Raw genomic sequence first — 16,668 nt, forward strand, 5'->3', positions numbered from 1 at the left:
GGTGATCCTCGGGGCAAAGCGTGGTCTAAGGAAGGTTATTCGGCGATCTTGTAGAGGTTCTTGGAGTACCAGTTCTGCTCTACGTTCTTGACCGGCCAGTTGCCGACATCGCTGTCCATCATGTAGACGCCAGCATAGTGATAGATCGGGATAACCGGAGTCTCTTGTGCAATGATCCGCTCAACCTCGGTATACAGTGGTGCTGCGTCATCTGCTGTCTTGGCCTGGGTCAGCAATTCGTCAACCTTGGAGTTGTTGTACTTGCCGTCGTTATAGCCGGAATCCGACTGCAACAGGTCCAGGAAGGTCGAGGCTTCGTTATAGTCGCCACACCAGGCGCCACGGGCCAGATCGAAGTTCTGGTTGCCGCGCTCTTCCAGGAACACTTTCCATTCCATGTTGGCCAACTCGACCTGTACGCCCAGTTTCTGTTTCCACATCTGGCTCAGTGCCACTGCGACTTTCTTATGGGCCTCTGATGTGTTGTAGACCATGTCAAAGCTCAGCGGGTTGTCGGGGCCAAATCCGGCCTCGGCCAGCAGCTCCTTGGCCAGCTCGTCACGCTCGGCTTGCGTCATCGAAGCCATTTCGACTTCAGGGACGGTGAACCCAGCGGTTGCTTCGGGTGCGAACGTATATGCGGGCGGCTCTCCACCGGCTTTGACGTTCTTGGTGATAATGTCGCGGTCAACTGCAAGAGACAGGGCTTGACGTACATTTGGGTTCTTGAATTCTTCCGGTCCGCTGTCAGACAGGTTGAATGTATAGTAATAGTTGCACAGGCGCGGGAAGCTGATGGCCTCTTCGGGGTGCTCTTTCTGTAGGCGCGGGAACTGACCAGCAGGTACTTCAGTGCGGTCCAGCTCGCCTGCGAGGTAACGGGTCAGGGCTACGTTTTCGTCGTTGATGACAAGGGCCACGACTTTTTCGACAATCGTATTGTCGTTATCCCAATACATCTCGTTGCGCTCACGGACCGAGCGTTCCTGTGGCAGGTGTTCGGTCAGAACATAGGCGCCGTTCGAGACGATGTTTTCCGGCTTAGTCCAGGCGTCGCCGAACTCTTCGATCACCTTCTGCGGGGCAGGGAAGGTGGTGGAATGGGTGGTCATTTGCGCGAAATAAGGCAGTGCTGCGCTCAGCTTAACCTCAAGTGTGTGGTCGTCGATGGCGGTTACGCCCAGTTCGTCCACGGGCTTCTCACCAGCAATGATTTCGGCCGCATTTTCGATCGACATCAGCTCCATGAACCACGCATAGGGCGAGGACAGAGCGGGATCGACGGCACGTTTCCATGCAAAAACGAAATCGCCTGCCGTGACCGGATCACCATTGGACCATTTGGCGTTATCACGCAGTGTAAATGTGTAAACGTCCTTGGTATCGTTTGTGGTATAGCCGGTTGCGACGCCGGGCACCAAATTGCCGTCTTCGTCCTGGTTCATCAGGCCTTCGAACAGGTCGCGGACAATTTCCGCACCGGTAACGTCTTCAACAACCTGCGGGTCAACCGAACTGTGCTCATCCAGAACGCGATAGGTGAAGGTTTGATCATCCGCCAGCGCCTCGCCGGTTTCGGGATGGGTGCCGGCGGCAAATGCAGCGCCGGTGATCATGGTCGAGGTCAGTAGCCCCGCCAGAGATGTCCGAATGTATTTGTTCATATCTTTCTACTCCCATTTGTGTGGTGGCAAGGTACGCACATCCGTTCAGGATGGTCGCTGACCACCATGATTGTCCGACTCAGATAGACCGGGACTTGTTCGAATTTTGCTTTTTCAGATCGCAATGAACACCGCGTCGCAGTCTTTCGGTTTGCTGTCGGAAACGTAGTTGCGAAAGTCGCCTTTCACTGATGCAGAACGTGGCACTATTTCAAAAAAGGTTAAAGCCTTTGCGTGCAAAATGGCCAGGTGCGGCCGAAATCTAAAAAATTCCACGGGAGAATGGAAATATTATAATGATACGCGATGGTTTCTTGACATTTTTGTGAAGCTCTTGAGTAAGCGGTTGAGCGTTGACGCAAGGTCCGCTTTTGCGGCTTTCCAAAAATTGGCGCGAATCGCTATTGGGTCAGTGCCCGGACCATATGGGTCTGAGGAAAGCATGTGGCGGACTGATTGGTGGCCTCTTGCCAGCGCCCGATAGAGCGGCGTGTTCGAAAGCCCGGCAGGCCGTCAGCGCCGCCGACGTCATGGCCCATCTGTTCCAATGCGCGCTGCATGGCTGCTATATCCGATCGGTAAAGACCGCCGACTTTGTCCCACCGGCCGCGGAAATCCTGGACGCCATATTCTATCCTATCCCCAACATGGCCGACGAACAGGGCGTAGAGATCGCTTTTGTTGTATTCCTTCAGGACATAAAAATTGGGGGTGACAATGAAGGCCGGGCCATTGCGCCCGGCGGGCATCATCAAAAACCCTTGTCCCTGCATTTCTTGTTTTGGAAACGGCTTGCCAGATACACGGGTGATCCCCAACCCGGCCCAGTCGCGAATAGGACGGCCCTGATCCGGCCCTTCAAGGGTGCAGGAAACCGAAGACGGGACAGTTACTTCGAACCCCCAATCACGACCCGAGACCCAGCCATGTTGGTCGAGGTAGTTTCCGATCGATGAAATTGTGTCCTCGGCCGAGGTCCAGATATCCGCGCGCCCGTCGCCATTTCCATCGGCCGCATAAGTCAGGTAGTTCGATGGCATGAACTGCGGTTGCCCAAGCGCACCCGCCCAACTGCTTTTCATTTGATCCGGCGGTATGTGGCCAGCCTCTGCAATCTTGAGCGCGGCGATAAGCTCTGACGTGAAATATTCTGAGCGGGTGCTCATGAAACCTTTGGTGCCCAGAACCTGAAACGCATTATGCCGGATAGCCACCTGCCCATATCCGCTTTCGCGGCCCCAGATCGCCAGAATGACGCGCGCTGGTACTCCGGTATCAGATTCTACCTGTTTCAGTGTCGTGTTATAGCGCCGGGCCATCTTGCGTCCGACAGAAGTGGCCCCCTGAACCGAACCAGCGTTGAAATAGCGCCCGGGTGATCCGAACTCGGCCTGCTTTTGTTCCTTGGGAACCGCTGTTGCCGTACCCGGAGGAACCAGGTCTGGCAGTTTCCAGTTCAGCGTGACGCCGTTGAAGGCCCTGTTCATCGTGCGTTTTGAAACACCCTCGGATTTCGCCCGCGCCCAGACCGTGTGTTTCAGCCATGACTGAAACTGAGCCTCGGTCGCCGCACGATCCTGTGCTGTCGCACTTGTCGACAGGTAGCAAAGTCCAAGAGTAAGGATTAACCAACGCATTGTCCTATGATCTCACCTGCGATCTGCTTTAAGTCAACCTACCAGAACGGCGTTTCTGCCGCTGTGATCCGGGTGGCAAGATCAAATCTCGGGAAACAGGCAGAGCTGCGTAAAAATCCTTGTGAAAATTCAGGACTCTGCCGATAGTTGTCCCAATCAATTTTGAAATGAGGATGAACAGGCGTGACATATTCCAGACCGTCTTTTGCATCCTTGGTTGTCCTGTCTGCCGCCATAGCAGGTCTTGGCTTTGTGCCGGTTGCCGAAGCCAGCAACAATTTCTTGGACCCTCAGGGACCCGTCGCCGCCCTTCAGAAAAGCCACCTTTTACGGGCAACTGTTCTGATATTGGTCGCAGTTGTTCCGGTTCTGATCCTGGTGCCTTTGATTGCCATACGGTATCGAAGGCGAAAGGAGGGGCAGGCAGATTATCGACCGGAATGGGATTTTTCTGCCCGGTTGGAATTCCTCATGTGGGGTATCCCGGTTGTTATCGTGGCCATCCTCTCGTTTTATCTGTGGAAAGCCACCCATCGGCTGGACCCCTACGCGACTTCGTTCGGGGAAGACCCGGCGCTGAATGTGCAGGTTGTTGGTCTCGACTGGAAATGGCTGTTCATCTACCCCGATCTTGGTATCGCCAGCGTGGGTGAGATGGGCCTCCCCGTTAACCAACAGGTCGCTGTCACACTGACAACGGATACGGTGATGCAGTCCTTTATGATCCCGGCGCTGGCCGGACAGATCTATGCCATGCCGGGGATGACGACCAAACTGCACCTTGTCGCCGATAGGCCCGAAACGATGCAGGGCGAGAACACGCAATATAACGGGCGTGGCTTTACCAAGCAGAAATTCAAAGCGATTGCCATGGAGCCCCAGGACTTCAACGACTGGGCCGAAAAGGTCCGGACAAACGGGATTCCGTTGAGCGCTGAAACATACCGAACCCTCGCCATGCGAACCGATCGGGATGAGGTGCAGGCCATGTTGGGCAATGATCAGATGCCGACTGATGCGCTGTATTTCACACTAGCCGATGGTGATCTGTTTCAGTCGATCCTGCACCGCTATCACGGGGCCACACCCTTGCCTGCCGATCAGCAACCGGGCACTGCCGAGTATGGTCAGGAGAAAACACAATGACCGATGTCGAGACTGGTTTTTTCGGCCGTCTAAACTGGGATGCTTTTCCGATCACCGGGTTGATCCAGTCGCCCAACGCAAATGAGATCGTGGCAAATGCTGCCGCTGGGATCGTGATTGTGGGCGCCATTGCCGTTGTGGGGCTGCTGACATGGTTTCGTCTGTGGGGGCCGCTGTGGCGTGACTGGCTGACCAGCGCCGACCACAAGAAGATCGGCATCATGTATATCGTCTTTGCCATCGTGATGTTGGCGCGGGGGGTTCTGGAAGGTGTCGTCATGCGCGCCCAACAAGCCGCAGGGCCGGGCGAAGGCTTTCTGGAAGCCGAGCATTTCGCCGAGCTTTTCAGTACCCATGGCACGATCATGATCTTCTTCGTCGCCGTTCCGTTTGTGTTCGGCGCCGCCAATTTCCTGATCCCGCTGATGATCGGCGCCCGCGACGTGGCATTCCCGGTGATGAACCAGATCAGCCTAGGCCTGACCGTGTCCTCGGGCATGATGCTGATGGTTTCCCTGGTGGTCGGAGAGTTCTCGACCGGGGGCTGGACGGCCTACCCACCCTTTACCGGTGCGGCCTTCAATCCCGGCGTTGGGCCGGATTATTGGATTTGGGCCATCGTCGTATCGGGGATCGGAACGACTCTGACCGGGATCAACTTTGCCGTTACGATCTACAAGATGCGCGCGCCGGGGATGCAGTTCATGCGGTTGCCGATGTATTGCTGGACGATCATCTGCAGCTCGATCCTGATTGTCTTTGCCATGCCGCCGCTGGGTGTTGCGGCGCTGATGCTGGCCGCAGACCGGTACTTGGATTTCCACTTTTTCACAAATGACCTTGGCGGCAACATGATGAACTATGCCAACCTGTTCTGGCTGTTCGGACATCCCGAGGTCTATCTGTTGGTCCTTCCCGCCTATGGTATCTATTCCGAGGTTTTTGCGACCTTCTCGGCCAAGCGCCTGTACGGGTACAACTCCTTGGTGATTGCAACGATGTCGATTGCGGTGCTGTCCTTCACGGTCTGGCTGCACCACTTTTTCACCATGGGCCAAAGCGCGCTGATCAATGCGGTGTTTGGGATTGCCACCATGCTGATCGCCATACCGACTGGCGTGAAAGTCTATGATTGGATGGCCACGCTGTTTCGCGGGCGTATCCGGTTCTCGGTCCCGATGCTCTATGGGTTGTCTTTCCTGATGCTGTTCGTGATCGGAGGGTTGTCGGGCGTCATCCTGGCCAATCCGACCATCGACTATCAGGTGCATAACACCCTGTTCCTGGTCGCGCATTTTCACAATGTGCTGCTGCCTGGCGTCCTGTTTGGCCTGCTTGCGGGATACAACTATTGGTTCCCCAAAGCCTTTGGCTTCCGCCTGAGCGAAGGCTGGGGACGGATATCTGTCGCGTTGTGGACCGTTGGGTTTATGTTGACCTTCCTACCGCTTTATTTTGTCGGCCTGATGGGGATGCCACGTCGATCTTACAGTTGGGAAGATCCCAGCTTTCACCCCTATATGATCGCCGCCGTGCTTGGGTCTTTGGTCATTCTCGCAGCGCTTCTGTCGATCATTGTCCAGCTGTGGGTCAGCATTCGAGACCGGGAAAAAACCCGCGTACCGGTTGGCGACCCTTGGGATGGGCGCACGCTGGAATGGTCAATTCCGGCACCGCCGCCTCCGTATAACTTTGCAATCATTCCGCATGTGACCGACCGGGATGATTTTGCCGCCGCAAAAGAGCGCGGCAACGCCTATCCGTCCCTTGATGCCTATGAAGATATCCTCATGCCACGCAATACGGCGATCGGGTTCGGTCTGTGCGTGCTCAGCGGTATCTGGATGTTTGCGCTGGTCTGGTGGATCTGGTGGCTGGCTATTGCGACGACAGCCGCGATGTTGGCGGCCTTCATCGCCTGGACTTTCAGAACCGACACCGAAGAGTTTATTCCGGCCGAGCAGGTCCGCAAAGAGCATGAAGCCTGGCTTGATCTTGTGCGCGCATCGGTTCCGGTCAATCGCGATCATGAATACGCGCCCGAGAACCGCGGCCTAGCCCGTCCCGATCTGGAGGCCACTACATGAAACGCGCGCCGACACACAGCTATCCGGGCCTAAACTTGGGCCGACGGCATCCGGGAGCCGACAAGGCCAGCGAAGTGGTCACCTTTGGGTTCTGGGTCTTTCTGATGAGCGATCTGGTCTATTTCGGCCTGATGTTCGCGATCTATATCACCATGATCGACGCGCAGGCGGGTGGGCCCGGTCCGCATGAGCTGTTCGACCTGACCAGCATTTTTGCCCAAACCCTGATCCTGTTGACCAGCAGCCTTACAGTGGGCCTTGCGATGCTGGCGTTGAAATACAACCTGCCACGGCCCCGTATCGTGCTTTGGTTCGCGGTAACTCTGGTTCTGGGCCTCAGCTTTCTGGTACTTGAGATACGTGACTTTCTGGCTATGGCGGAAAAGGGTGGCATTCCACAGCGCAGCGGGTTTCTGTCAGCGTTTTACGGGCTAGTGCCGCTGCACGGGCTGCATGTTGCTGCGGGGTGCCTGTGGTTGATCGTTCTGGGTATTCAGCTGCGTGTGTTTGGTCTAACCGACGTTCTGATGTCACGGGTGGTTCGTCTGGCCCTGTTCTGGCATTTTCTCGACCTCATCTGGATCGGCATAATCACGATCGTCTATTTCGGAGGGCTGACCTATGGATAGGCGCAGCGAAATGCACCGACGTGAACGCCGCCGATATGTGATTGGCTATGGCGGATCGCTGCTGCTGACACTGGCGGTCTTTACCATTGCATATACGTTCGGGATCGAGACCAAGGGCGTTTATTTGTCGATCGGTTTGTTGGGGCTTGCGCAGTTGATTGTTCAACTGGTGTATTTCCTGCATATCGACCGTCGACGCAGCAGCCGCGAGGACCTGGACCTAGTCCTGTTTTCCACGATGGTTCTATTGATCATCATTGTTGGGACGGTCTGGATAATGGGGAATCTGGCGGTGCGGATGCATACCTATCCGATGTAGGTCCGGCTGCACCGGATCAGCGCATCGCCATCAGCCCAAGCCACAGCGCGCCCCAACACAGCAAGAGGCTCAGCACGATATTGCCCGCCGCCGTAGCGATTGTACGTTCGCGCCGCAGTTCCAGGGACTGGTAGGCAAAGCTGGAGAAAGTGGTGAAGCCGCCACAAAAGCCGAACACCAGGCGCTGTTCCTCCTGGCTGACGCCCGTCGGTCCACCCAGATACCCGACCCAAAGCCCAAGCAACAGACTGCCAAAGACGTTCACGATCAGCGTTGCCACGGGCAGGTCATGGCGAATTCGAATGGCGATCCAGTGCCGCAGAACCGCGCCCAGACCGCCGCCTAAACCAAACATTGCATGCAGGTAGAGATCGCTCACTCTGACGACCTCCGCGGGGAAAAGCGACGCCCGGAGGTTTCACCCAAAATCGCCGCAAAAAGACCCGCCACAATTTCCAAACCCGCTGCGGTTAGGGCAAGCCCGAAACTGACCTCTGCCAGACGTTCCAATTCCGCAACAAATGAGGAAAACGTAGATAAACCGCCACAAAACCCAACCGCGCCCAGATGCAGGACGTGCGCATGTACCCGGTGTCGGATGGCGTATAACAAGCCAAGCACAAAGCATGCGGCTATATTGATTCCAAAAGTCTCGGTCAGGATCGGCAGGCCCGAGATCCCGAGCGACAACGCTTCTCTGACCAGTGACCCAGCCGCGCCACCCGCGAAAACGGCACAGAACATGAGAGCCGTGGCCCATGCTGTTTGCGATTTTTTCACAGCCAATGATCCTGCCCGCGTTGCCCTGCCATCCGGGATACCGATTGGCGCGGCCGGGATCAACTGCGCATGGCGGATCACAAGTTTCACCATTTACGTGATTTCGGGCGTAAAGGCTTGCGTGCAATCGCGAATTTGTACCACGGTGACTCAGCTAACAGCCACAGTAGGAGAGCACGAATGATTATACGCAGACTCTATTACGTGTTGAGCCTCGTGTGCCTGCCACTGACAATCGTGGCCGGGTTTTTCTGGCCCCCGGCCCATTGGCTGCTGCTTTTCCTGATCCCATACGCGGTGGTCGGGCTATATGATATCCTGACCACAAGGCATAACGTGCTGAACAACTATCCGGTTCTGGGGCATTTCCGGTACATGCTGGAATTTGTCAGCCCAGAGATACGGCAATATTTTGTTGAAACCAACGAAAACGGCCGTCCCTATAATCGCATCATTCGCAGCCTGGTTTATTCCCGTGCCAAAGGGCAGGTTGATACCCAGGCATTTGGTACCCAATACGACATCCAAACCGTTGGATACCACAGGGCCAATCACTCGCTTGCGCCCAAACATGTGCCCGAAAGCGAAGAACGGGTGATGCTGGGCGGGCCGCAATGTTCTCAACCCTATAGTGCCTCGCGCCTGAACGTTTCAGCGATGAGCTTTGGTGCCCTCAGCGCCAATGCAATCCGAGCATTGAATGGTGGGGCAAAGGATGGAGGTTTTGCGCATAATACGGGTGAGGGTGGTCTGTCGCCGCACCATCTGGCCGAAGGTGGCGATATCATCTGGCAGATTGGCACTGGGTATTTCGGATGCCGCGCACCGGATGGCGGGTTCGACAAAGACAAATTCACCGAAAGAGCGAGGAACGAGGTCGTCAAGGCGATTGAAATCAAGCTGTCGCAAGGGGCCAAGCCCTCGCACGGGGGGGTGTTGCCTGCGGCGAAGGTGGATGAAGAGATTGCGCAGATACGCGGAGTTCCCCTGCATCAGGACGTGATCTCTCCGCCAATTCATTCCGCATTTGACGGACCTACCGGATTGATGAATTTCGTTCAGAATCTGCGCGAGATGTCCGGTGGCAAACCTATTGGGTTTAAGTTGTGCATTGGTCGTCCGTCCGAGTTCTTAGCGATATGCAAAGCCATGCTGGAAACAGGCATCCTGCCTGATTTTATCACCATTGATGGTGCCGAAGGCGGCACGGGCGCGGCCCCTGTAGAATTCACCAACCGGTTGGGCATGCCTTTGAACGAGGCGTTGATTTTCGTGAATAACTGTCTACGCGGTGTGGGTTTGCGCGATAAGATCCGCATTATTTGCTCGGGCAAAGTCGCCACAGGCTATGACATCATCGAGAAATGCGCGCTTGGGGCCGATATGTGTAATGCGGCAAGGGCAATGATGTTTGCAGTGGGATGCATTCAGGCGCTTCACTGCAACACAAACCGATGCCCGTCCGGCGTGGCCACACAGGATCCGGTCCGAGGCCGCGCTGTGAATGTTCCGCAAAAAAGACAACGGGTACATCGCTATCACGACGCGACTTTAGAGAGCTTTCGTGAGCTGCTGGGCGCCATGGGCAAGGAAAAGGTCTCCGAACTTCACCCTTCGGACATCCTTCGGCGTACTGCAGATGAAAGAGATAGCTCTTATGCTGAACTCTATTTGCATCTTGAAGAAGGCGCTTTGCTGAAGGCTCCGCTTCCGGATGAATATGCAGAGGACTGGAATCGCGCATCGGCGCATCATTTCTGATTTTTTTGTGTGCATTGCCAAGGATTGATGTTTTTGGTTCGTCTTACCCATTGTGATGCGCATGAAAACATCGGATGAGAATCTGGCAAAGGCCGCTGCTGCAGGGGACGCTGATGCGTTTGCCACGCTATTGGCACGCCACTACGACAGGGTCTTTCGGTTGGCTTTTCGACTGACAGGACGCGCGGATCAGGCCGAAGATCTGACGCAGGATATATGCGCCGCCTTGCCGTCAAAGATCGTAGGTTTTCGTGCCGAAGCCCGGTTTACGACATGGTTGTACCGTGTTGTTGTCAATGCAGCCGAGGATGCACGCCGTCGCGCGACCCGTCACACGCGGGCGGCCCACGGCTGGGGGGATGTGGAACAGATGCGCCGGGCCGAGGTGCAGGAAACGGCCGAGGCTGTCGATTGGTTGCAACGGGCCATGCGGTCCCTGCCGCAGGACTTGCAAGACACTCTGGCCCTGACCCTCGAGGATGAGATGACCCATGCAGAAGCTGCAGAGGTGCTGGGTGTTTCCGAAGGGACAGTATCCTGGAGGATGTCAGATATCCGCAAACGGTTGCGCGCCTTGCGGCAAGAGGAACTGGCACAATGACCGATGAACTGGACAAGCTGAAGATGCTGATGGACGCCGCCACGCCGACCCCGGATGTGTCGCGACGGATTGAAAATCTGAGCCAGGCGCAAAAAAAATTCGATAATATCCAAGGATCGACCTCTGCGCGACGTCCCACTGTCAAGCGCGGCCTCATAGCCCGCCTGACAGAAGGAGCGAAAGCCATGTTGAATGCCCTCTCTTATCGCGGTGCCCTGACCGCTACCACCGCAGTTGCTGCTGTGGCTCTGATAGTGATCTTGCCGCAGACGCGCGACGAGGTTGTTGCGCCACTGCCCTGGTCCGAGGACCGCGCCGACGCACGGCAGGAGTCTGACCTATTGGTGGCGGATATGCCCGAGGCCAATCTCGAAGAACCAGTTGTTGAGGCGCCTGTTGTGATTGAAGAAACAATCGCACCTTCCGCCAAGAGGCAGGGGGCCGTTGCGCAGCTAGGGGCTGCGGACCTTTTACAGAGCGCGCCGGCATCGGCGGTCGGGAAATTTGACATTCAACATGAGACTGTTCCCGCGCCGGAACAGAATACCGAAACTTTCGCGAACGCGGACAGCAACTCGCTGAAGATCACGACGGACGAACCGGTTTCGACTTTTTCGATTGATGTAGATACCGCCTCTTACGCCATTGTTCGGTCGTCTTTGATGAATGGCTATCTGCCGTCCAAGGATGCGGCGCGGGTTGAAGAGATGGTGAACTATTTCCCCTATTCCTACCCAGCGCCTGATGGGGTGGAACCGTTCCGTTCTACGATCACCGTGACACCGACGCCTTGGAATGAGGGGACGCAGCTTGTTCATGTCGGCATCCAAGGGGTCATGCCCCAGATCGAAGACCGTCCTCCATTGAACCTGGTTTTCCTGATCGACACATCGGGCTCAATGCAGGATGCTAATAAATTGCCGCTGCTGAAACAGTCTTTCAGGTTGATGCTGTCTGAACTCAGGCCGGAAGATCAGGTTTCGATCGTCACCTATGCGGGAAGTGCCGGGCAGGTTTTGCCACCGACCGCGGCAGCCGAAAAGACGAGCATACTCTCAGCCCTCGACAGGCTCGAAGCCGGTGGCTCGACAGCGGGGCAGGCCGGGTTGCAGCAAGCCTATCAAGTGGCAGAAGGTATGGCTGCGGACGGTGAGGTGACCCGCGTAATTCTGGCCACCGATGGCGATTTCAATGTGGGTCTGTCAGACCCTGATGCCCTGAAGGATTTTATCGCCCGCAAGCGCGACAGTGGTACATTCCTAAGCGTTCTGGGTTTTGGCCGAGGCAATCTGGACGATGCCACCATGCAGGCTCTGGCCCAGAACGGAAACGGGCAGGCGGCATATATCGATACGCTGGTTGAGGCGCAAAAAGTATTGGTCGATCAACTTACCGGGGCGCTTTTTCCCATCGCCAACGACGTCAAAATCCAGGTCGAGTTCAACCCGTTACAGATCGCTGAATACCGTCTGATCGGTTATGAAACCCGATCCCTGCAGCGCGAGGACTTTTCAAATGACAAAGTGGATGCTGGTGATATTGGAGCAGGTCACACTGTAACGGCGATCTACGAGGTCACGCCAGTTGGTTCCGATGCGATCAGAAACGGCCCGTTGCGGTATGCTGAACAATCCATATCGGATGATTCAGCGGAAATTGGTTTCTTCAAAATGCGTTACAAGCTTCCTGGTGAAGATCAAAGCAATCTGATGGAGCAGCCTATTTTACCCGGACAAGGGACAGTCACGGATGACATCCGCTTTTCCTATGCGATTGCAGGATTTGGTCAGTTGCTCCGGGGCGGAGAATATCTTGGCGGCTGGTCCTATGCGGATGCCATTGATCTGGCCACGCTGTCCCGAGATGAGGATTTTTTCGGATATCGGGCTGAAGCTGTCACCTTGATGCGTCTGGCCCAGACGCTGGCTGAGTAAGGTCCGGGCTTGGGAGAAACTAGAATGACCTAGGGTTGTTGGCTGTATGGGTACTAATTCTACGAATGCTCCATTCGACAGCATCCCGCATGGTTTTACCCAGAGCAACGTCAAAGGCAGTAACCAGATCTTCGGTCTGGTTGCTTTTGGCAATTATGTTCTCTTGGAACGAATTCGATGCGATGATTTTGTCGTCGAACTCGTCCACGATCTTGATATTCATGCGAACTTCGACGCGTACGGTCGAGCTTTCACCATCCTGGTTAACGACAATGCCCTGAAACTCGCGTAGATCGGGAACAATCACATAATCCGGACGAAGCCCCACGGTCGAACGACCCACGGCAGATACCCGTCCGCTGTTTTCATAGCTTTCGACCAAAAGCGCCTGGACGATCAGCGGCGCGCGATCCACCCATCTGGCACGCGGCAGATATTGAACCTGCAAAGGTGTCGGCTGAACTGCAATTTGATCGGTATTTACCGCGGCAGTCGCGGTTGGCTCTTGGACCACGATCTGTTTCTGGATGCGTGGCAGCGAAGAAGAAAACGTGCTTTTGGGTGTCAGCAGATAGAGATCATTGGGTTCTGAGGCCTGCCGCAGCGTTTCCAGTCCGGTACACGCCCCCAAAGACGCCAAAACTGCGGTCATTATCAAATGCCTGATCATTGACGATACTCCGATGCTTGGGTCCCAAGAAGGAAACGGGCGGGGTCGCGTTCAACTTTGTCCACCAGACGATCGAGGCTGATCACCAGTCGTTGGGATTCTTCTATGAAACGCGTGAATTGTGGCAGGCCAACCCGCATGAAATCGGACAGTTGACGGCGATTGTCCTGAACGATGCCGTCGATCGTTCCCAAAAGTTCCGAGGCCGATTTGGACGCGCTGAGGATATCGGCTGAAATATCATCAAGCCTGTCTGTCACTTTCGTCACCGTGGACGCCACTTGGTTGGCGGCATTGCGGACATCATCCATGACGACGCCGATATCTTTGTTGATCACCTCATTGGCCGAATCAAATGCGCGTTCAGCTGAGGTCAAAGTGCCCTTTGCTGTTTCCATCGCACCAGTGACGGAGCCGAGCGTTTTGTTTGCGTTCACGAAAGTCTCGGAAACCGTGGCCAGCGCGACGCGCCCATCTTCGGTCAGGACCGTAAGGTGGTCTGCCAGGGTCGAGGCCCGTTCGATGAAGGGCTGCAGATCCTGCTGCATGATGCGATCTGCTGCGTCAAAAGTATCTTTTGCGCTGTCTAGGGCCGATACAGCTGTGTCGGATGCGGTTTTCAGGCTATTTAATGTATTTGTTCCGGCTTCCAGCGTTGTTTCTGCGGTGTCTGCCAATTTTTCGAGGCGTTTTGAGAAGGCTGAAATTTCTTTAGCTGCGCCACCCAAATCTGAGGACAAGTTTTCGAAATCTGCAAGGGTTTTGTCCAGCCTTCCGGTGGCCGAAGATACGTTCTCCAGAATCTGAGATACCTGCTGGCGGTTCTTGTCATCCACCACCTTGTCGATATCCTCGATCAGCGTAATCGCCTTTTCCAACAGTTTAGGGGCACCTTCGAACAAGGACTGGATGGTGCTGCGTTTGCTTTTGATCAGGCTGTCCTGTTCTAAACGCTTGGCCGAGGCCGAGCCTCCGGTCAGTTCCACATAGCTGACCCCAGTGACCCCAAGCGATTGTAACTGGGCGACGGTATCCTCGGTCACCGGGATACTTGCGTCTACTTCAATGCGGACGCGCACTTTAGATGGGTGCTCGTCATCCAAGTTAAGGGAGATTACCTGCCCGACTGGCAGTCCGTTGTAACTGACGCCACCTGCCGCAGACAGGCCCGAAACATTGTCGAACAGTACATTGTAATAGGCGTATTGCCGGGAAACCTCGAATTTGGCCAGCCATAGAAAAAAGCCAAACGCACCCAGTATTCCAGCCAGGGTGAATGCACCGATCAGGATATAATTTGCTCGGGTTTCCATGGGTGTTACCTGTCCTGACCCTTTTTTTGTGCTGCGCGCGCCCGGGGGCCGGTGAAATATTCTTGGACCCAAGGATGATCGACTTTGGTCATCTCTTCAATCGGACCATCAACCAGAACACGTTTTTCTGCAAGAACTGCGATCCTGTTGCAAATCGCATAAAGGCTATCCAGATCGTGCGTGACCATAAACACAGTCAGACCCAGCGCTTGCTGAAGCTCGCCAATCAGGTCGTCATAAGCAGCGGCGCCGATGGGATCCAAACCGGCCGTTGGCTCATCAAGAAATACGATCTCAGGGTCCAGCGCCAGCGCGCGCGCCAAAGCGGCACGTTTGCGCATCCCGCCCGACAGTTCGGACGGGAATTTGCCACAGCTCAGCTGCGGCAGTCCGACCAAGCTGATTTTCAGACCGCCAAGCGCCGACATAAGGCTTTCACTAATTCCTGTATGCTCGCGCAGTGGGGCTACGACATTCTGCAACACGGTGAGCGACGAGAAAAGCGCGCCGTCCTGAAAGGCGACGCCCCAGCGGCGTTCGATGCGCCGCCTCTCTTGTTCGGGGCCGTTCAGGACGTCGACGCCCAGAACTTCGATGCTTCCCGCGGCCGGTTTGTTCAGGCCGACGATGGTGCGGAGCAAGACGGATTTGCCCGTGCCCGAGCCGCCGACAATGCCCAGTACTTCGCCCCGCCAGACATCCAGATTCAGATCCTGGTGCACGATCTGCGGTCCGAACCGGTTGGTCAGATTGCGGACCCGTATCACCGCCTCGCGCTGGGTGTCGCCAATCGGCATCTGTTCGCGGGCTACACCGTCCATTTCAGACCCCCAGTACCGAGAAAAAGATCGAGAACATGGCATCCAGCGCGATCACCAAGAAGATCGCCTGGACCACGGACGCGGTGGTTCTTTGCCCAACACTTTGTGCCGATCCTTTGACCTGTAAGGCCTGCCAACAGGCGATGATACCGATGACCAGCGCAAAGAACGGTGCCTTGATCATACCGATGGCAAATTGCCAGATGCCGGTGTTTTCCTTGAGGCGGGTCACGAACATTCCGGGGCTGACTCCAAGGTCGATCCAGCTCATAAGACCGCCGCCAATCAAGGCGGCGATATCGGCGATGAACCCTAGGATTGGCAGCATGATCAGCAACGCCACAACGCGTGGAATGACCAGAACCTCGATCGGATCCAGGCCCAGCGTCCGCATGGCATCTATTTCTTCTTGCACCTTCATCGAGCCGATGGAAGCTGTAAAGGCAGATCCCGAGCGACCCGCAACAATGATTGCCGTCAACAAAATGCCCAGCTCACGCAGCACAGAGATCGAGATCAATTCGACCACGAATATCTCGGCCCCGAACTGCTTGAGCTGCGTGGCCCCCTGAAATGCTAGTACAACGCCGATCAGAAAACCCATAAGGGCAACGATCGGAATCGCTTTCAATCCGGTTTCTTCCATCTGCGATACCAGCGCAGCCCGCCGCAGCCGCCGCGGCATCAAGATTGTGCGGACCAGCCGGTGTAGCGTCAGGCCCAGAAACTCAAGCAACGACAAGCTGTCTTTCCAGCCACCGACTGTACGCTCGCCGACACGTGCCACCCAATCCAGAAAATCTGGCTTTCCGGGATCAGGGGCGGATTCGTCCGGCATGTTGCGGGAAACCGTTTCGATCAGCGCGGAATGCGCGGCGGTTGCACCGTGCAGCTCTACTTGCCCGCCGCTGGACTTCACCTTGCGGACAAGGCCGGCAATCAGCCAAGCCCCGCCAGTGTCGAGTGCCTTAACGCCTGTCAAATCAACTGTGACCGTTCCGCCGTTGGGATGGAAATTCGCGAATTCACGCTCAACCATATCCAGAGACTGGGTGTGAAGATCACCCGATATCTGCAGGTGAACCTGATCCGTATCCAGGTCAGTTGTGAATGTAGGCGGGGTCATGGGGGTATCTGATGTGAATCTGCATGGTGCTGCAACGGGTTTTTGTCACGCTTCAAGTATTTAGCCATCAGGCGATGCAAGATGGCATTCATCGCAAGAATGATGGTTTGAGCTTGCAAAAGGCTTGTTTCGGCAACCAGTAGTGTTATTCTTTGCGCAGGTTTTTTGTTTGGTTATTAT

General features: G+C 55.6%; 15 protein-coding genes. 7 read left to right on the forward strand and 8 right to left on the reverse strand.

Features of this window, described 5'->3' with window-relative positions:
* Positions 1-35 precede the first annotated feature (35 nt).
* On the reverse strand, positions 36-1,664 hold the full coding sequence (locus AC2FJV_RS10050; protein WP_142639830.1) for a peptide ABC transporter substrate-binding protein: 1,629 nt from the start codon (positions 1,662-1,664) through the stop codon (positions 36-38).
* 401 nt (positions 1,665-2,065) lie between these two features.
* Complete coding sequence (locus AC2FJV_RS10055) at positions 2,066-3,301, reverse strand: lytic murein transglycosylase (RefSeq protein WP_496693782.1); 1,236 nt, start codon at positions 3,299-3,301, stop codon at positions 2,066-2,068.
* A gap of 183 nt (positions 3,302-3,484) precedes the next feature.
* Here AC2FJV_RS10055 and AC2FJV_RS10060 point away from each other — a divergent pair, with 183 nt between their 5' ends.
* The 4 genes from AC2FJV_RS10060 to AC2FJV_RS10075 are packed head-to-tail and all read left to right on the forward strand — an operon-like array spanning position 3,485 to position 7,482.
* Positions 3,485-4,447 (forward strand): cytochrome ubiquinol oxidase subunit II family protein, encoded by a 963-nt coding sequence (locus AC2FJV_RS10060; protein WP_496713589.1) that lies wholly within the window; start codon positions 3,485-3,487, stop codon positions 4,445-4,447.
* Positions 4,444-6,534 (forward strand): cbb3-type cytochrome c oxidase subunit I, encoded by a 2,091-nt coding sequence (locus AC2FJV_RS10065; RefSeq protein WP_281995131.1) that lies wholly within the window; start codon positions 4,444-4,446, stop codon positions 6,532-6,534. Before AC2FJV_RS10060 ends, AC2FJV_RS10065 begins: the two co-directional genes overlap by 4 nt.
* Positions 6,531-7,163 carry a cytochrome c oxidase subunit 3 gene (locus AC2FJV_RS10070; RefSeq protein ID WP_142639822.1) on the forward strand — a complete coding sequence of 211 codons (633 nt, stop codon included), beginning with the start codon at positions 6,531-6,533 and terminating at the stop codon, positions 7,161-7,163. The genes AC2FJV_RS10065 and AC2FJV_RS10070 overlap by 4 nt, the downstream gene beginning before the upstream one ends.
* Positions 7,156-7,482, forward strand: a complete 327-nt coding sequence (locus AC2FJV_RS10075) for a cytochrome o ubiquinol oxidase subunit IV (RefSeq protein WP_142639820.1) — start codon at positions 7,156-7,158, stop codon at positions 7,480-7,482. Before AC2FJV_RS10070 ends, AC2FJV_RS10075 begins: the two co-directional genes overlap by 8 nt.
* 16 nt (positions 7,483-7,498) lie before the next feature.
* On the opposite strand, the gene AC2FJV_RS10080 is transcribed toward AC2FJV_RS10075, so the two are convergent.
* Both AC2FJV_RS10080 and AC2FJV_RS10085 read right to left on the reverse strand, forming a co-directional pair.
* On the reverse strand, positions 7,499-7,861 hold the full coding sequence (locus AC2FJV_RS10080; protein ID WP_281972876.1) for a fluoride efflux transporter FluC: 363 nt from the start codon (positions 7,859-7,861) through the stop codon (positions 7,499-7,501).
* The gene (locus tag AC2FJV_RS10085; protein WP_281995129.1) at positions 7,858-8,355 is read right to left on the reverse strand and encodes a fluoride efflux transporter FluC; all 498 of its coding nucleotides are present in this window, start codon (positions 8,353-8,355) and stop codon (positions 7,858-7,860) included. The genes AC2FJV_RS10080 and AC2FJV_RS10085 overlap by 4 nt, the downstream gene beginning before the upstream one ends.
* An 87-nt stretch (positions 8,356-8,442) precedes the next feature.
* Between AC2FJV_RS10085 and AC2FJV_RS10090 the strand changes: the two genes are divergently transcribed.
* The 3 genes from AC2FJV_RS10090 to AC2FJV_RS10100 all read left to right on the forward strand — a co-directional run bounded on the left by AC2FJV_RS10090 (position 8,443) and on the right by AC2FJV_RS10100 (position 12,558).
* Positions 8,443-10,023, forward strand: coding sequence for an FMN-binding glutamate synthase family protein (locus AC2FJV_RS10090; RefSeq protein WP_496713591.1), 1,581 nt, complete (start codon positions 8,443-8,445; stop codon positions 10,021-10,023).
* A 61-nt stretch (positions 10,024-10,084) separates the two neighbouring features.
* The gene (locus AC2FJV_RS10095; RefSeq protein WP_142639814.1) at positions 10,085-10,624 is read left to right on the forward strand and encodes an RNA polymerase sigma factor; all 540 of its coding nucleotides are present in this window, start codon (positions 10,085-10,087) and stop codon (positions 10,622-10,624) included.
* Positions 10,621-12,558 carry a vWA domain-containing protein gene (locus AC2FJV_RS10100; protein WP_496713593.1) on the forward strand — a complete coding sequence of 646 codons (1,938 nt, stop codon included), beginning with the start codon at positions 10,621-10,623 and terminating at the stop codon, positions 12,556-12,558. Before AC2FJV_RS10095 ends, AC2FJV_RS10100 begins: the two co-directional genes overlap by 4 nt.
* A 19-nt stretch (positions 12,559-12,577) precedes the next feature.
* Here the strand turns inward: AC2FJV_RS10100 and AC2FJV_RS10105 are convergent, their stop codons facing one another.
* The 4 genes from AC2FJV_RS10105 to AC2FJV_RS10120 are packed head-to-tail and all read right to left on the reverse strand — an operon-like array spanning position 12,578 to position 16,488.
* Positions 12,578-13,228 (reverse strand): ABC-type transport auxiliary lipoprotein family protein, encoded by a 651-nt coding sequence (locus AC2FJV_RS10105; RefSeq protein ID WP_496713595.1) that lies wholly within the window; start codon positions 13,226-13,228, stop codon positions 12,578-12,580.
* Positions 13,225-14,541: an MlaD family protein gene (locus AC2FJV_RS10110; RefSeq protein WP_271949005.1), complete on the reverse strand. Its 1,317-nt coding sequence runs from the start codon at positions 14,539-14,541 to the stop codon at positions 13,225-13,227. The genes AC2FJV_RS10105 and AC2FJV_RS10110 overlap by 4 nt, the downstream gene beginning before the upstream one ends.
* A 5-nt stretch (positions 14,542-14,546) precedes the next feature.
* Positions 14,547-15,362: an ABC transporter ATP-binding protein gene (locus tag AC2FJV_RS10115; RefSeq protein WP_281995126.1), complete on the reverse strand. Its 816-nt coding sequence runs from the start codon at positions 15,360-15,362 to the stop codon at positions 14,547-14,549.
* Position 15,363: 1 nt separating this feature from the next.
* The gene (locus AC2FJV_RS10120; RefSeq protein ID WP_496693778.1) at positions 15,364-16,488 is read right to left on the reverse strand and encodes an ABC transporter permease; all 1,125 of its coding nucleotides are present in this window, start codon (positions 16,486-16,488) and stop codon (positions 15,364-15,366) included.
* Positions 16,489-16,668: the final 180 nt, after the last annotated feature.

The sequence above is a fragment of the Ruegeria sp. CDSA241 genome (genome assembly GCF_059611265.1).

What these genes read in the sequence shown, in the direction of transcription:
- AC2FJV_RS10050 (WP_142639830.1), bottom strand. Translation starts at nt 1,664, where the DNA reads ATGAACAAATACATTCGGACATCTCTGGCGGGGCTACTGACCTCGACC.
- AC2FJV_RS10055 (WP_496693782.1), bottom strand. Translation starts at nt 3,301, where the DNA reads ATGCGTTGGTTAATCCTTACTCTTGGACTTTGCTACCTGTCGACAAGT.
- AC2FJV_RS10065 (WP_281995131.1), top strand. Translation starts at nt 4,444, where the DNA reads ATGACCGATGTCGAGACTGGTTTTTTCGGCCGTCTAAACTGGGATGCT.
- AC2FJV_RS10070 (WP_142639822.1), top strand. Translation starts at nt 6,531, where the DNA reads ATGAAACGCGCGCCGACACACAGCTATCCGGGCCTAAACTTGGGCCGA.
- AC2FJV_RS10075 (WP_142639820.1), top strand. Translation starts at nt 7,156, where the DNA reads ATGGATAGGCGCAGCGAAATGCACCGACGTGAACGCCGCCGATATGTG.
- AC2FJV_RS10085 (WP_281995129.1), bottom strand. Translation starts at nt 8,355, where the DNA reads ATGGTGAAACTTGTGATCCGCCATGCGCAGTTGATCCCGGCCGCGCCA.
- AC2FJV_RS10090 (WP_496713591.1), top strand. Translation starts at nt 8,443, where the DNA reads ATGATTATACGCAGACTCTATTACGTGTTGAGCCTCGTGTGCCTGCCA.
- AC2FJV_RS10095 (WP_142639814.1), top strand. Translation starts at nt 10,085, where the DNA reads ATGAAAACATCGGATGAGAATCTGGCAAAGGCCGCTGCTGCAGGGGAC.
- AC2FJV_RS10100 (WP_496713593.1), top strand. Translation starts at nt 10,621, where the DNA reads ATGACCGATGAACTGGACAAGCTGAAGATGCTGATGGACGCCGCCACG.
- AC2FJV_RS10105 (WP_496713595.1), bottom strand. Translation starts at nt 13,228, where the DNA reads ATGATCAGGCATTTGATAATGACCGCAGTTTTGGCGTCTTTGGGGGCG.
- AC2FJV_RS10110 (WP_271949005.1), bottom strand. Translation starts at nt 14,541, where the DNA reads ATGGAAACCCGAGCAAATTATATCCTGATCGGTGCATTCACCCTGGCT.
- AC2FJV_RS10115 (WP_281995126.1), bottom strand. Translation starts at nt 15,362, where the DNA reads ATGGACGGTGTAGCCCGCGAACAGATGCCGATTGGCGACACCCAGCGC.
- AC2FJV_RS10120 (WP_496693778.1), bottom strand. Translation starts at nt 16,488, where the DNA reads ATGACCCCGCCTACATTCACAACTGACCTGGATACGGATCAGGTTCAC.